At 60.8% G+C, this 14,468-nt stretch carries 12 protein-coding genes; 9 read left to right on the top strand and 3 right to left on the bottom strand.

Features of this window, described 5'->3' with window-relative positions:
- The first annotated feature begins 234 nt into the window (after positions 1–234).
- From PspS34_RS01085 to tauD, 7 genes are all read left to right on the top strand, one after another.
- Positions 235–2,559: a Tex family protein gene (locus PspS34_RS01085; protein ID WP_154861251.1), complete on the top strand. Its 2,325-nt coding sequence runs from the start codon at positions 235–237 to the stop codon at positions 2,557–2,559.
- On the top strand, positions 2,559–2,942 hold the full coding sequence (locus PspS34_RS01080) for a PaaI family thioesterase (RefSeq protein ID WP_154861252.1): 384 nt from the start codon (positions 2,559–2,561) through the stop codon (positions 2,940–2,942). The genes PspS34_RS01085 and PspS34_RS01080 overlap by 1 nt, the downstream gene beginning before the upstream one ends.
- Positions 2,943–3,249: 307 nt before the next feature.
- Positions 3,250–4,833 carry a glutamate--cysteine ligase gene (gshA, locus tag PspS34_RS01075; RefSeq protein ID WP_150812040.1) on the top strand — a complete coding sequence of 528 codons (1,584 nt, stop codon included), beginning with the start codon at positions 3,250–3,252 and terminating at the stop codon, positions 4,831–4,833.
- 254 nt (positions 4,834–5,087) lie between these two features.
- Positions 5,088–6,065, top strand: a complete 978-nt coding sequence (gene tauA, locus PspS34_RS01070) for a taurine ABC transporter substrate-binding protein (protein ID WP_154861254.1) — start codon at positions 5,088–5,090, stop codon at positions 6,063–6,065.
- Between the two features lie 15 nt (positions 6,066–6,080).
- Positions 6,081–6,875, top strand: a complete 795-nt coding sequence (tauB, locus tag PspS34_RS01065) for a taurine ABC transporter ATP-binding subunit (protein WP_154861255.1) — start codon at positions 6,081–6,083, stop codon at positions 6,873–6,875.
- Positions 6,872–7,705: a taurine ABC transporter permease TauC gene (gene tauC, locus PspS34_RS01060; RefSeq protein WP_154861256.1), complete on the top strand. Its 834-nt coding sequence runs from the start codon at positions 6,872–6,874 to the stop codon at positions 7,703–7,705. The genes tauB and tauC overlap by 4 nt, the downstream gene beginning before the upstream one ends.
- Before the next feature lie 138 nt (positions 7,706–7,843).
- Positions 7,844–8,686, top strand: a complete 843-nt coding sequence (gene tauD / locus PspS34_RS01055) for a taurine dioxygenase (RefSeq protein ID WP_154861257.1) — start codon at positions 7,844–7,846, stop codon at positions 8,684–8,686.
- Positions 8,687–8,810: 124 nt separating this feature from the next.
- Here the strand turns inward: tauD and mgrA are convergent, their stop codons facing one another.
- On the bottom strand, positions 8,811–9,848 hold the full coding sequence (gene mgrA / locus PspS34_RS01050) for an L-glyceraldehyde 3-phosphate reductase (protein ID WP_150812044.1): 1,038 nt from the start codon (positions 9,846–9,848) through the stop codon (positions 8,811–8,813).
- Positions 9,849–9,964: 116 nt separating this feature from the next.
- Entirely contained in the window at positions 9,965–10,855 is an 891-nt protein-coding gene (locus PspS34_RS01045; RefSeq protein ID WP_154861258.1) for a LysR family transcriptional regulator, read from the bottom strand.
- A 120-nt stretch (positions 10,856–10,975) separates the two neighbouring features.
- Here PspS34_RS01045 and PspS34_RS01040 point away from each other — a divergent pair, with 120 nt between their 5' ends.
- A complete protein-coding gene (locus PspS34_RS01040; protein ID WP_150812046.1) occupies positions 10,976–11,716 on the top strand; it encodes an SDR family oxidoreductase in 741 nt (246 codons plus the stop codon).
- A 165-nt stretch (positions 11,717–11,881) separates the two neighbouring features.
- Positions 11,882–12,142, top strand: coding sequence for a hypothetical protein (locus PspS34_RS01035; protein ID WP_150812047.1), 261 nt, complete (start codon positions 11,882–11,884; stop codon positions 12,140–12,142).
- 9 nt (positions 12,143–12,151) lie between these two features.
- On the opposite strand, the gene betT is transcribed toward PspS34_RS01035, so the two are convergent.
- Positions 12,152–14,107, bottom strand: coding sequence for a choline transporter BetT (betT, locus tag PspS34_RS01030; RefSeq protein ID WP_174245531.1), 1,956 nt, complete (start codon positions 14,105–14,107; stop codon positions 12,152–12,154).
- Positions 14,108–14,468: the final 361 nt, after the last annotated feature.

Genomic DNA, 14,468 nt, shown 5'->3' with positions numbered 1-14,468 from the left:
CGAATGCCGGAACGCTGGTTATAATGCGCGGCCTTTTGTGTCAGGCAACATCAGACAGGTACTACAGACGGACACCATTTTTTTTCATGGCGTCGGCAGTAATTGTTCGATTTCACGGGTCAACGGGATACCTTTTGATCCAGGTAGCGGCGCAGGCCAGGCCGCTCAACCAGACTCGCCCAGGCCCTATCTCTGCGCCTGCGAGCCTGCTTTCACAATTTGTCAGGTGGTTTTATGGACAGCATCAACAGCCGCATCGCCGAGGAACTCGGTGTACGCCCACAACAGGTCGAAGCGGCCGTCGCGCTACTCGATGAAGGCTCTACCGTTCCCTTCATCGCCCGTTACCGGAAAGAAGTGACCGGCAGCCTCGACGATACGCAATTGCGTCATCTGGAAGAGCGCCTGCGCTACCTGCGAGAACTCGACGAACGGCGTATCAGCATCCTCGCCAGCATCCAGGAGCAGGGCAAGCTGACCCCGCAACTTGAACGCGACATCAAGCTCGCCGACACCAAGACCCGTCTCGAAGACTTGTACCTGCCGTACAAGCAGAAGCGCCGCACCAAGGGCCAGATCGCCCTGGAAGCAGGCCTGGGCGAGCTGGCCGACGGCCTGTTCAACGACCCGTCCCTGAGCCCGGAAACCGAAGCCGCACGCTTCATCGACGCGGAAAAAGGCGTGGCCGATGTGAAGGCTGCCCTCGAAGGCGCCAAGTACATCCTGATGGAACGCTTCGCCGAAGACGCCGGCCTGCTGGACAAGCTGCGCAGCTACCTCAAGCAGGAAGCTACCCTCAGTGCCCGTGTGATTGCCGGCAAGGAAGAGGAAGGCGCCAAGTTCCGCGATTACTTCGAACACGACGAACCGCTCAAAAGCATGCCGTCGCACCGCGCGCTGGCGATTTTCCGTGGTCGCAACGAAGGCATCCTCAGCTCCGCGCTGAAAGTCGGCGATGAGCTGCCAGGCACCATGCACCCGTGCGAAGGCATGATCGGCCAGCAATTCGGCATCCAGAACCAGAACCGCGCCGCCGACAAATGGCTGGGTGAAGTGGTGCGCTGGACCTGGAAGGTCAAGCTCTACACCCACCTGGAGACCGATCTGCTGGGTGAGCTGCGCGATGGCGCGGAAACCGAAGCGATCAACGTCTTCGCCCACAACCTGCACGACCTGCTGCTGTCGGCCCCGGCCGGCCCGCGCGCCACCCTGGGCCTCGACCCGGGCCTGCGCACCGGTTGCAAGGTCGCCGTGGTCGACTCCACCGGCAAGCTGCTGGATCACGCCACGGTTTACCCGCACGTGCCGCACAACAAGTGGGACCAGACTCTCGCCGTGCTCGCCGCCCTGTGCGCCAAGCACTCGGTGGACCTGATCGCCATCGGCAACGGTACCGCCAGCCGCGAAACCGACAAGCTGGCCGCTGAACTGATCAAAAAATACCCGGCCATGAAAATGACCAAGGTCATGGTTTCCGAGGCCGGCGCATCGGTTTACTCGGCGTCGGAACTGGCTTCCAAGGAATTCCCGGACCTGGACGTGTCGATCCGTGGCGCCGTGTCGATTGCCCGTCGCCTGCAAGACCCGTTGGCCGAGCTGGTGAAGATCGATCCGAAATCCATCGGTGTCGGCCAGTACCAGCACGACGTGTCGCAGCTGAAACTGGCCCGTGGCCTGGATGCGGTGGTCGAGGACTGCGTGAACGCCGTCGGCGTCGACGTGAACACGGCTTCCGTGGCACTGCTGGCACGGATCTCCGGCCTCAACGCGACCCTGGCGCAGAACATCGTCAGCCACCGCGATGAGCACGGCGCATTCAAGACTCGCGCAGCCTTGAAGAAAGTCGCGCGCCTGGGTGAAAAAACCTTCGAACAGGCCGCCGGATTCCTGCGCGTCATGAACGGCGAAAACCCGTTGGACTCCTCGGCGGTTCACCCGGAAGCCTATCCGCTGGTTCAGCGCATCGCCGCCGAAACCGACCGTGACATCCGCTCGCTGATTGGCGATGCCGCGTTCCTCAAGCGTCTCGATCCGAAGAAGTACACCGATGAAACCTTCGGTTTGCCGACAGTCACCGACATTCTGCAAGAGCTGGAAAAGCCCGGTCGCGACCCGCGTCCAGAGTTCAAGACCGCCGAGTTCCAGGAAGGCGTCGAAGACCTCAAGGACCTGCAACTGGGCATGATCCTCGAAGGCGTGGTGACCAACGTGACCAACTTCGGCGCCTTCGTCGATATCGGCGTGCATCAGGACGGTTTGGTGCACATCTCTGCGCTTTCGGAGAAGTTCATCAAGGATCCACGAGAAGCGGTGAAGGCCGGTGACGTGGTGAAAGTGAAGGTCATGGAAGTCGACATCCCGCGCAAACGCGTGGGCCTGTCGATGCGCATGAGCGACACCCCGGGCGAGAAAATCGACGGTGCCCGCGGCGCACGTCCGGGTTCGGCGCCACGCCAATCCCAGAACACCGCACCGCGCAAGGAAACCACGGCAGCGACCCCGAGCAACAACGCCATGGCTTCGCTGTTCGCCAATGCCAAGCAGTTGAAGAAACGCTGATGGACATTCCCGCCGGGTTGACCGAAAGCGCGTTTTTCAAGCTGCTGGGCTGCCACTTGCACAGCCTGGAAACCGGTGTGGCGCAAGTCGCACTGGGGCTGGAACCGGAGCTGCGCAATCGCGGTGGCAAGCTGCACGGCGGGGCCTTGTTCAGCCTGGTGGACATTGCCATGGGGCTGGCCTGTTCCAGCACCCACGGCTTTGACCAGCAGAGCGCGACCATCGAGTGCAAGATCAACTACATTCGCGCCGTCTCTGACGGCGAGGTGATGTGCACGGCACGGGTGATTCATCCGGGCCGCCGCACGTTGGTGGTTGAGGCTGATGTGACGCAGGGCGACAAACTGGTCGCAAAAGCACAAGGCACGTTCGCTGTCCTGTAGCTAGTCGTCATCAAATTGAGTTAATTTCGGCGCTGTGACCACAGTGTCGGAATTTCCTGTGGGAGCGGGCTTGTGGCGAGGGGGCTTGCCCCCGTTTGAGTGCGTAGCACTCACAATATCTTGGAACATCAGAGGTTTTGGGGCTGCTTCGCAGCCCAACGGGGGCAAGCCCCCTCGCCACAGGTCCACTCCCACATCGATTGCGGCGAGATCCAAAACCAGGCGAAAACGCCAGTTTTAACTTCACCCTTGTAGACCGTCTTGCCCACCCCCATATTGGGGCGACTGACGCGTGAAGGAATCCAACTTGAGCGAACTTCTCAACCGCCGCCTGGCCCTGCTCGGCGAGCGCGCTAACCTCTCTCTGCTCGAACAGTGCCTTCACGGCATCGAACGTGAATGCCTGCGCGTGACCGATGAAGGTCGCCTGGCGCAAACGCCGCACCCGGAAGAATTGGGTTCCGCGCTGACCAATGAACAGATCACCACCGACTATTCCGAGTCGCTGCTGGAGTTCATCACCCCGGCCCTGCCCGATCCTGCCGATACGCTGGCGAGCCTGGACAGCATTCACCGCTTTGCCTACAGCAAGCTTGGCAACGAGTATCTGTGGAGCCCATCGATGCCGTGCCCGTTGCCGGCCGAGGAAGATATCCCGATCGCCTATTACGGCACGTCCAATATCGGGCAGCTCAAGTACGTCTACCGCAAGGGTCTGGCCCTGCGTTACGGCAAGACCATGCAATGCATTGCCGGCATCCACTACAACTTTTCCCTGCCGGAAAAACTCTGGCCTTTGCTCAAGCAGGCCGAAGGCTTTGTCGGCACCGACCGCGACTTCCAGTCGGCGTCCTATATCGCGCTGATCCGTAACTTCCGCCGCTACAGCTGGCTGCTGATGTACCTGTTCGGCGCCTCGCCGGCACTGGACGCCGGCTTCTTGCGCGGTCGTTCGCACCAGTTGGAACAACTGGACCCGCAGACCTTGTACCTGCCGTACGCCACCAGCCTGCGCATGAGCGACCTGGGTTACCAGAGTAACGCCCAGGCCGGCCTGACGCCGTGCTACAACGATCTGAACAGCTACACCGACAGCCTGCGCAAAGCGGTGGCCACGCCGTATGCGCCATACGTCGAAGTCGGCACCCACCAGGATGGCGAGTGGGTGCAGCTCAACACCAACATCCTGCAGATCGAAAACGAGTACTACTCCAACATCCGCCCCAAACGCGTGACCTACACCGGCGAGCGCCCTATCCAGGCACTGATGGCCCGTGGCATCCAGTACGTCGAAGTACGCTGCCTGGACATCAACCCGTTCCTGCCGATGGGCATCGACCTTACCGAGTCACGCTTCCTCGATGCGTTCCTGCTGTACTGCGCGCTCAACGATAGCCCGCTGCTCACCAGCACCAGTTGTGGCAACGCGACTTCGAACTTCCTCAGCGTGGTCAAGGAAGGTCGTCGTCCGGGCCTGCAACTGCAACGGGATGGCCAGCCGGTCGACCTGAAGGAATGGGCCGGCGAGCTGCTGGAAAAAATCGCCCCTCTGGCGGCGATGCTCGACCAGAGCCATGGCGGCGATGCCCACAGCAAGGCGCTGGACGCCCAGATGGCCAAGGTCCAGGACCCGTCCCTGACGCCGTCGGCCCAGGTATTGGCGGCGATGGCCGAACACAAGGAAAGCTTTGCCCAGTTCTCCCTGCGCCAGAGCCAGGCCCATGCCGAGTTCTTCCGCAGCGAGCCGTTGCCGGCTGAGGAACAGGCGAAGTTTGAAGAGCGGGCGCGTTCTTCGCTGGCTCAGCAGGCTGAGCTGGAGCAGAACGAAGTCGGTGATTTCGATGTGTTTGTCGGAGCGTACCAAGCGAGCATTCTGGCGATCAGTAACTGAAGGTCCTGCGGACCTTATCGTCGGAGCGCCGCCCGGAGCAAGCTCGCTCCCACAAGGTTCAATGGTGTTTGCACGATTGTGCTCACACCGAAGATCCACTGTGGGAGCGAGCTTGCTCGCGATGACCGCGTAGCGGTCGCTCCTCAAGTTGTCCTCTCATAAGCTAATTCGAAAAAGTTATTTATTTTCGAATTCTTAGATCATTTAGTCTCTTTCTCACGCCGACACTCGGTCGCCTGACAAGGAGCTTTCTGATGAAACTGACTTTCCCTCTACGCTTGCTGGCGGCCGCGTCCTTGGCTACCGCGAGTTTTTTTGCCCAGGCGGCCGACTTCACCGTCGCCTATCAGACCACCGTTGACCCGGCGAAAGTCGCCCAGGCTGACGGCGCCTACGAAAAGGCCACCAAGGCCGATATCAGCTGGCGCAAATTCGACAACGGTGCCGATATCATCGCCGCCATCGCCTCTGGTGACGTGCAGATCGGCTACCTCGGTTCCAGCCCCCTGACCGCCGCCATCACTCGCAAAGTCCCGGTAGAAACCTTCCTCATCGCCACCCAGATCGGCGCCGCCGAAGCCTTGGTCGCCCGCGACGGTTCCGGGATCAAGACCCCGCAAGACCTGATCGGCAAGAAAATCGCCGTGCCGTTTGTATCCACCGGCCACTACAGCCTGCTCGCCGCGCTGAAGCACTGGAACATCGACCCGTCGAAAGTCACCATTCTCAACCTCGCACCACCCGCGATCATTGCCGCCTGGAAACGCGGTGACATCGACGCCACGTACGTTTGGGATCCGGCCCTCGGTGTCGCCAAGGAAAACGGCAAAGTGCTGATCACCTCCGGCGAGCTGGCCAAGTTCGGCGCACCGACTTTCGATGCCTGGATCGTGCGCAAGGATTTCGCCGAGAAGCACCCGGAGATCGTCACTGCGTTCGCCAAAGTGACCCTGGACGCCTACGCCGATTACCGCAAAGACCCGCAAGCCTGGCTCGCCAATCAGGGCAACGTCGACAAGCTGGTAAAACTGTCTGGTGCCAAGGCCAGTGATATTCCATTGCTGCTGCAAGGCAACGTCTACCCGCTGGCGGCTGACCAGGTGCTCACCCTCGGCGCACCGACCACCAAAGCCATCACCGACACCGCGGCGTTCCTCAAGGAACAAGGCAAGGTCGAGGCCGTGCTGCCGGACTACGCGCCGTACGTCAGCGCCAAGTTCATCACCAACTGATCGGGAGTCAACGCGATGGCCTTGCTACAGCTGGAGCGCATCAGCGCACAGTACCCCGGCAACCCGGAACCGGTGTTGGCGGATATCTCTCTGAGCCTGGGGCCCCGGCAATTGCTGGTCGCCCTCGGCCCGTCCGGCAGTGGCAAGACTTCGCTGTTGAACCTGATTGCCGGTTTCGTCGAACCCAGCGCCGGGCGCATCACCCTCGACGGCGTGCCCGTCAAAGGCCCGAGTGCCGAGCGCGGCGTGGTGTTTCAGGACGACGCGCTGCTGCCATGGCAAGACGTGCTGGCCAACGTCGGGTTCGGCCTGGAGCTGGCCGGTATCGCCCGGGAAAAACGCGAAGCTCGCGCCAGGGAAATGCTCGCCCTGGTCGATCTGTCCGGTTTTGAACAGCGCCGCATCTGGCAGCTTTCGGGCGGCCAGAAGCAGCGTGTCGGTCTGGCTCGCGCCCTCGCCGCCGACCCGCGCGTGTTGCTGATGGACGAACCTTTCGGCGCTCTCGACGCCTTTACCCGCGAGCAGATGCAGGAGCTGTTGCTGCAGGTCTGGCAACGCACCGCCAAGCCGGTGTTCCTGATCACCCACGACATCGAAGAAGCCGTGTTCCTCGCCACCGACCTGATTCTGTTGGCGCCCAACCCGGGGCAAATCGTCGAACGCCTGAGCCTCGATTTCGGTCAGCGTTATGCCGCCGGTGAGTCGGCCCGCTCGATCAAGTCCGACCCGCGTTTTATCGAAACCCGCGAACACGTACTCGCCAAAGTGTTCTCCCAACGCAGCGCCGCCCAGCGGCAGGAGCGCGCATGAGCAGTTACGAAATTCCCGTCGCGGCGATAACGCCAGGCTCAGCCGTAATTCCGGCAAGTCGCCGTTTGAGCACTCGCTGGATCAGTGTGCTGACGCTGGTCGTTCTCGTTGCCATTTGGTGGGCCGTGACGGCGACCGGCTTGATCGAGCCGCTGTTCCTGCCACCACCTTCCGCCGTGCTGCAAAAAGGCTGGCTACTGGCGACCTCGGGTTATATGGATTCAACCCTGTGGCAGCACCTGGGCGCGAGTCTGAGCCGCATCGGCCTGGGCCTCGGCTTTGCGATTCTCACTGCCGTGCCGGTAGGAATCGCCATCGGTGCCAACCGTATCGCCCGCGGTGTGCTCGACCCGCTGATCGAGTTCTACCGGCCGATTCCACCGCTGGCCTACCTGCCACTGATCGTGATCTGGTGCGGTATCGGTGAGTTGTCGAAAGTGCTGCTGATCTACCTGGCAATCTTCGCCCCGATTGCCATTGCCACCGCCACCGGTGTGCGTACGGTCGACCCGGCCAAACTGCGTGCCGCGCAGTCGCTCGGCGCAACGCGCGTACAGTTGATTCGCCACGTCATTTTGCCGAGTGCCTTGCCGGATATCCTGACCGGTGTGCGCATTGGCCTCGGCGTGGGTTGGTCGACGCTGGTCGCCGCCGAATTGATCGCCGCCACCAGCGGACTGGGCTTCATGGTGCAATCGGCCGCACAGTTTTTGGTCACCGATGTGGTGGTACTGGGGATTCTGGTGATCGCACTGATCGCCTTCGCAATGGAGCTTGGCCTGCGTGCCCTGCAACGCAAACTGGTGCCGTGGCATGGTCAGGTTCACTGATTACTGAATAAACCTGTGGGAGCGGGCTTGCTCGCGAAAGCGGTGTATCACGTGACATAAATGTTGAATGACACGCCCTCTTCGCGAGCAAGCCCGCTCCCACAAAAAGCACGGCCCCCCGGATTTAAGAGAACCACCATGAGCCACCTGACCATCGTCCCCCTAAGCTCTGCCCTCGGCGCACAGATCAGCGGCATCGACATCAGCCAGCCGCTGAACCTGGAGCAGCGCGATGCCATCGAACAGGCCCTGCTCAAGCATCAGGTGCTGTTCTTCCGCGACCAGCCGATCACGCCACAGCAACAGGCGCGATTCGCCGCGAATTTCGGCGACCTGCACATTCACCCAATCTACCCCAATGTGCCGGAACAACCGGAAGTGCTGATCCTCGACACCGCCGTCACCGACGTGCGCGACAACGCGATTTGGCACACCGACGTGACCTTCCTGCCGACCCCGGCCATGGGCGCGGTGCTCAGTGCCAAGCTGCTGCCGGATTTTGGTGGCGACACGTTATGGGCCAGCGGGATTGCCGCCTATGAAGCCCTGTCGACGCCGCTGAAAACCTTGCTCGAAGGTCTGACCGCCACCCATGACTTCACCCGTTCGTTTCCGCTGGAGCGCTACGGCAACACGCCCGAGGCGCTGGCCCAGTGGGAAGAAGCACGGCGCAAGAATCCGCCGCTGTCGCACCCGGTGATCCGCACGCACCCGGTAAGCGGGCGCCGCTCGCTGTTCGTCAACGAAGGTTTCACTTCGAAGATCAACGAGCTGTCGGAAACCGAGAGTGAGGCGATTCTGAAGTTCCTGTTCGCCCATTCAACGCGGCCGGAATTCACCATTCGCTGGCGCTGGCAGAAAGACGACATCGCATTCTGGGATAACCGCGTGACCCAGCATTACGCGGTGGATGACTACCGGCCGGCGCGGCGGGTGATGCAGCGGGCGACGGTGTTGGGGGATGTGCCGTTTTTTCGCTGAACCCCTGGTTCTTCATTGTTGGCTCTGGCCTCTTCGCGAGCAAGCCCGCTCCCACATTTGGAATGCGTTTCCCTGTGGGAGCGGGCTTGCTCGCGAAAGCAATCTGAAGGCCGCCGCCTGAAACTTATTCAGCAATAGAAGGCTTCTCCCAAAGATTGATCCCGCCCTCCTGGGCAAACCGGTCAATCTCCGCCAGTTCCTCTGCACTAAAGCTCAGGTTCTTCAACGCCCCGACGTTCTCGATGATCTGCTCCGGCCGGCTTGCGCCAATCAAGGCCGAAGTGACCCGAGGATCGCGCAAGGTCCAGGCCAGCGCCAGTTGCGCCAGGCTCTGGCCACGACGCTGGGCGATTTCGTTGAGTGCCCGCACCTGGGCGATGTTGGCCTCGGACAAGTGCGACGCCTGCAACGAACCACCGCCCGGACGATTGACCCGTGCATCCGTCGGCACGCCGTTGAGGTATTTGTCGGTCAGCAGGCCCTGCGCCAGCGGGGTGAAGGCAATCACGCCAGTGCCGAGTTCGTCGGTGGTATCCAGCAAGTCTTTTTCCACCCAGCGATTGAGCAGGTTGTAGGCTGGTTGGTGAATCAGCAGCGGCACTTTCCACTCTTTGAGCAACGCCGCCATTTCGCGGGTTTTCACCCCGGAATAGGACGAAATGCCGATGTATAGCGCCTTGCCCTGCTGCACCGCAGTGGCCAGTGCGCTGGCGGTTTCGTCCAGCGGGGTGTCCGGATCGAAGCGGTGGGAATAAAAGATGTCGACGTAGTCCACGCCCAGGCGTTGCAGGCTCTGGTCGAGGCTGGCCAGCACGTACTTGCGCGAACCGCCGCCCTGACCGTAAGGGCCGGGCCACATGTCCCAACCGGCCTTGCTGGAAATGATCAGCTCGTCGCGGTACTGCTTGAAGTCTTCGCGCAGTAAACGGCCGAAGTTGATCTCGGCGCTGCCATACGGCGGGCCGTAGTTGTTGGCCAGGTCGAAATGGTTGATGCCCAGATCGAATGCCGTGCGCAACAACGCGCGCTGGGTATCGATCGGCGTGCTGTCGCCGAAGTTGTGCCACAGGCCCAACGACAGCGCCGGCAGCACCAGGCCGCTGCGGCCCACGCGGCGGTAAGGGATGGAGTCGTAGCGGTTTTCGGCAGCGGTGTAAGTCATCGAATCCTCTCTTGTCTGTCTTGAATCTGGTATCGACTGCTTTGCCAGTCGCCCAGCATACGCCCGGACAAACCCCGGATTCGACTAATGGCTGAAACGTTTCATTTGTTTCATCTTCACGTGGCCCCCGCAAACACCTCCCCCAACCAGTCCACAAACACCCGAACCCTGGGCGACATGTGTCGGTTGTGCGGGTACAACACCGATACCGGCATCGATGGCGGTGGTGTGTCGACGAGGACTTCCTGCACCAGGCCTTGGGAAATCTGCGTTTGCATTCGATAGTGCGGGCACTGGATCAGGCCCAGTCCGGCAATCGCCGAGGCGGCGTAGATTTCCGCGCCGAACACCGAGACCACACCGTCGATGGCCACTTCCTTGAGTTCACCGTCCACCATGAATTCAAACGGGAACAACTTGGCCGTCGTGCGCGAAACGTAGTTCACCGCACGGTGCAGGCTCAGGTCGGCAAGGCTTTTCGGTTCGCCGTACTTGCGCAGATAGGCGGGACTGGCGCAGGTGATTTGACGCAGGTTGGCGACACGTTTTCCGATCAGTGCGGAGTCGCTCAAAGTGCCGGCGCGCAGCACGCAGTCGACGCCTTCGGCGATCAGGTCGACAAAGCGGTCAGCCTCACTGATGGACAGTTCGATGTCGGGATAACGCGCCATGAATTGTGGCAAAGCCGGGATCACGAAGTGCTTGGCCAATGTCCCGTGCAAGTCCACCCGCAACCGCCCCTTCGGTGCCACACCGCGAAACGCCAATTCCGCCTCTTCCAGCTCTGCCAGCAGTTGCACGCAACGCAGGTAGTACGCCTCGCCATCCAGCGTCGGACGCACTTTACGCGTGCTGCGCTCCAACAAACGCGTACCCAGCCAGGCCTCGAACTGATTCAAGGTGTGGGTCAGCGTCGCGCGTGGCAGGTTCAGGTCATCGGCAGCCTGCGTGAAGCTGCTGCGCTCGTAGATCCGCACAAAAACCTTCATCGCTTTGACTTGGTCCACAGCTCACTCCAGGCACTCGATTGTTGGCGATTATTGAACAGTCAAGGCAACTCTCGTGCATTTATCGCCCTGAGTAAACATGTGAAATTGGCTTCACACCCCATCAACAGGAACACCAACATGGCTCATCAAACTCCGAAAGTTGCCATCGTGACCGGCGCCTCCCGCGGCATTGGCGCGGTCATCGCCAAACAACTGGCCAGCGAAGGTTTCGCCGTTGCCATCAACTACGCCAGCAGCGCCACCGAAGCCTCGAAACGGGTGGTGGAGCTGCGTCAGGCCGGTTACCAGGCCCTGGCGATCAAGGCCGACGTAGCCAACGCCGACGACGTACGCCGGATGTTCGACGAGGTTGAAACCCAGTTCGGCAAGGTCGATGTGTTGGTGAACAACGCCGGCATCCTCAAAGTGCTGCCGCTGGCGCAACACAGCGACGAACTGTTCGAGCAGAACTTCAACATCCACGCTCGCGGTACCTTCAATACCCTGCGTGAAGCGGCAACCCGCCTGAACAGCGGTGGCCGGATCATCAACTTCTCCAGCAGCACCGTCGGCATGAACCTGCCGGGCTACGCGGTGTACATCGCCAGCAAAGCGGCAGTGGAATCCCTGACCCAGGTATTCGCCAAGGAAATGCGCGGGCGCAACATCACCGTCAACGCGGTGGCTCCCGGGCCCGTGGCCACCGACTTGTTCCTGCATGGCAAGAGCGAAGAACAGATCCAGACCTTCGCCAAAATGGCGCCGCTGGAGCGTTTGGGTCAGCCAGAAGATATTGCCCGTGTGGTGTCGCTTTTGGTCGGGCCGGATTCGGCGTGGGTCAACGGGCAGATTTTGCGGGTGAATGGTGGGTTGGTTTAACTATGCTCAAACCAATACCGAGGTGACCCCTTCGCGAGCAAGCCCGCTCCCACAAGAGATCTCCTTTGAACACAAATTTTGTGAGCAATCAGGATCAATGTGGGAGCGGGCTTGCTCGCGAAGGCGGTCGCCCCGTCAATACATATCCGGCAGGCAGAAAACACCATGCACACAACGATCATCATCACCTTCGGCCTGATTCTCCTGGCGCTGATGCTCTACATCGGCGAGAAAGTCGGCTTCACCCGCCAGACCCTGGCCTACGGTTTTATCCTGCTGTGGCTGGCGCTGACGCTAATCAATGGCGCAGTCGGCATAGTGCATGCCGGCCAGCCATTGAGCAGCGAACTGGTGGTCGGTAGCGCCGTATTCGGTGTCCCGGTGGCGGCGCTGGTGTTGTTCATGGTGTTGACCACCGAAACGTGAAAGCCTTGATCAACGCACCAGATGCAGGAACTGCATGTGCCGTTCGTACTGGTCGAGGATGTCGTTGATGATCTGTTCCTTGGAGTAGCCCACCAGATCGTAATCCTGACTGCCCTCGCTCAAATGCACTTCGGCCCGGTAGTAACGACGATTGTTGAGTTGCTTGGAACCCATCCCGCCACGGGCAAACGATGGCGTGAAATAGCCGCGCATCTGCACCTGATAAACGAACGGATGCTGGTCGCCATGGCCGATTTCCAGGCTGACGCTGTCATTGGCCGGGTCCGGGTGTGTCGCTACGTGCAAACCCTTTTCGGTGAACACGGCAGACACCTCTTCAATCGCCGGACGCACCGTCGTATCGAGGAAACGGTAGACCTCATCCCGCGACGGGAAATGCACCGCCTGACTCAGGCGCTGGCGCCAACCGCCCCGCCGTGAACCGGACACCGGTGCCAAGGAATGCATCTGCGCAATCTGCTTCTGCGATTCCAGATAAAACGCCTTGTGCAGCCCCCACATCATCAACAGCAAGATCAGCGAGAACGGCAACGAGGTCAGGACCACCGCCGACTTCAACGCATCGATACTGCCGGAAAACAGCAGCGCGCTGGTCACCAATGCGGTCATCGCGCCCCAGAACACCCGCAGCCATTTCGGCCCGTCTTCATCAGGATTGCCGCCCTTGGCGGACAGCGTCGACAGCACCACGGTGCCGGAGTCGGCGGAGGTGACGAAAAACACGAAGCTGATGAACACCGTGACCGCAATGACGGTTTTGCTCCACGGGTAGGTTTCCAGCAACAGGTAGAGCGTCATCGACGGATTGTCGATGGCCGACATGCCGAGAGCGCTCATGCCGTGGTTGAGCACTTGATCGATGGCGCTGTTGCCGAAGATCGACATCCACGCCAGGGTGAAGCCGAGCGGAATCAACAGCACGCCGAAGACGAACTCGCGGATGGTGCGACCACGGGAAATCCGAGCAATGAACAGGCCCACGAACGGCGACCATGCTATCCACCAGGCCCAGTAGAACACTGTCCAGCCGCCCAGCCAGTCGCTGGGTTTGTCGTAGGCGTAGAGGTCGAAACTCTTCATCGGCAAGGCGCCGAGGTAATCGCCAAGGTTCTGGATCAGGGTGTTGAGCAGGTGCTGCGTGGGGCCGGCGAACAACACGAACAGCAGCAGCGCACAGGCCAGCAGCATGTTGATGTCGGACATGACCCGCACACCCTTGTCGACGCCGGATACGGCAACGATGATCGCAGCGCCCATCATCAAGGTGATCAGGTCGACCTGAACCCATTGGGTGTGGGCGATGCCGAACAGGTAGTCCAGGCCCGAGTTGAGGTGCAACACACCGAAGCCCATATCGGCACCGAGGCCGAACACCGTGGCGATGATGCCGAAGCCATCCACCGCGTAGCCGATGGGGCCATTGATGCGCTTGCCGATCAGCGGATACAGCGCCGAGCGCAGGGCCAGTGGCAGGTTATGCCGGTAGGCAAAGTAGGCCAGCGCCATGCCGACAAAGGCGAACACGCCCCAGCCATGCAGGCCCCAGTGCAGAAACAGAATCTGCATCGCCTGGCGCGCAGCATCTGCCGTACCGGCCTCGCCCTGGGGCGGTTGCAGCATGTGGGTCAGCGGCTCGGACACACAGAAGAAAAACAGGGTGATGCTGATCCCGGCGGCGAACAGCATGCCGGCCCAGGACAAATAACTGAATTCGGGTTCGTCGTGGTCGGCACCGAGCTTGATCTTGCCGTAGCCGGACAAGGCGGTGACCACCACGAAGACCAGATACAGGGTCATCGCCAGCAGGTAATACCAGCCGACCGTATTGGCCGCCCAGTTTTGCGCCGCCAGCAACCAGGCACCGGCCTGCTCGGGCATGGCGATGACAACGACACCAAACAACAGAATGAAGCTTGCCGAGAACCAGAACACCGGCGGATTCATGCGGATCAGGCCGCTTGGAGGGATGGACGATGCACTCATGTTCGGTGCACCTCGAAGGGGTAAAACGTGGCTGTAGAAATCGGACTCAGCAAAGGCAAGCCTCCTGTTGTGAGCGGGCAGCGAACCGCCGGTTTAATTTGAATGAACGTTCAAGTTAAACATGGATAGGGGGCTAAGGACTAATCGCAGGGCTCGGCGGTACTGGTATTACGCTAGCTCAAGGGAGGGTTCGGCGCAGGATCAGATCAGGGCCACTGGCTCGATTCGGCTTGAAGTCCAATCGCGAGCAAGCTCGCTCCCACAGTTGACCGCGTTCCCCTGTGGGAGCGAGCTTGCTCGCGATGAGGCCAGAAAAATCAGT

This window comes from Pseudomonas sp. S34, assembly GCF_009866745.1.
In the GTDB taxonomy this organism is placed as follows: domain Bacteria; phylum Pseudomonadota; class Gammaproteobacteria; order Pseudomonadales; family Pseudomonadaceae; genus Aquipseudomonas; species Aquipseudomonas jessenii.
This window is presented reverse-complemented; position numbering and strand designations above follow the sequence as displayed.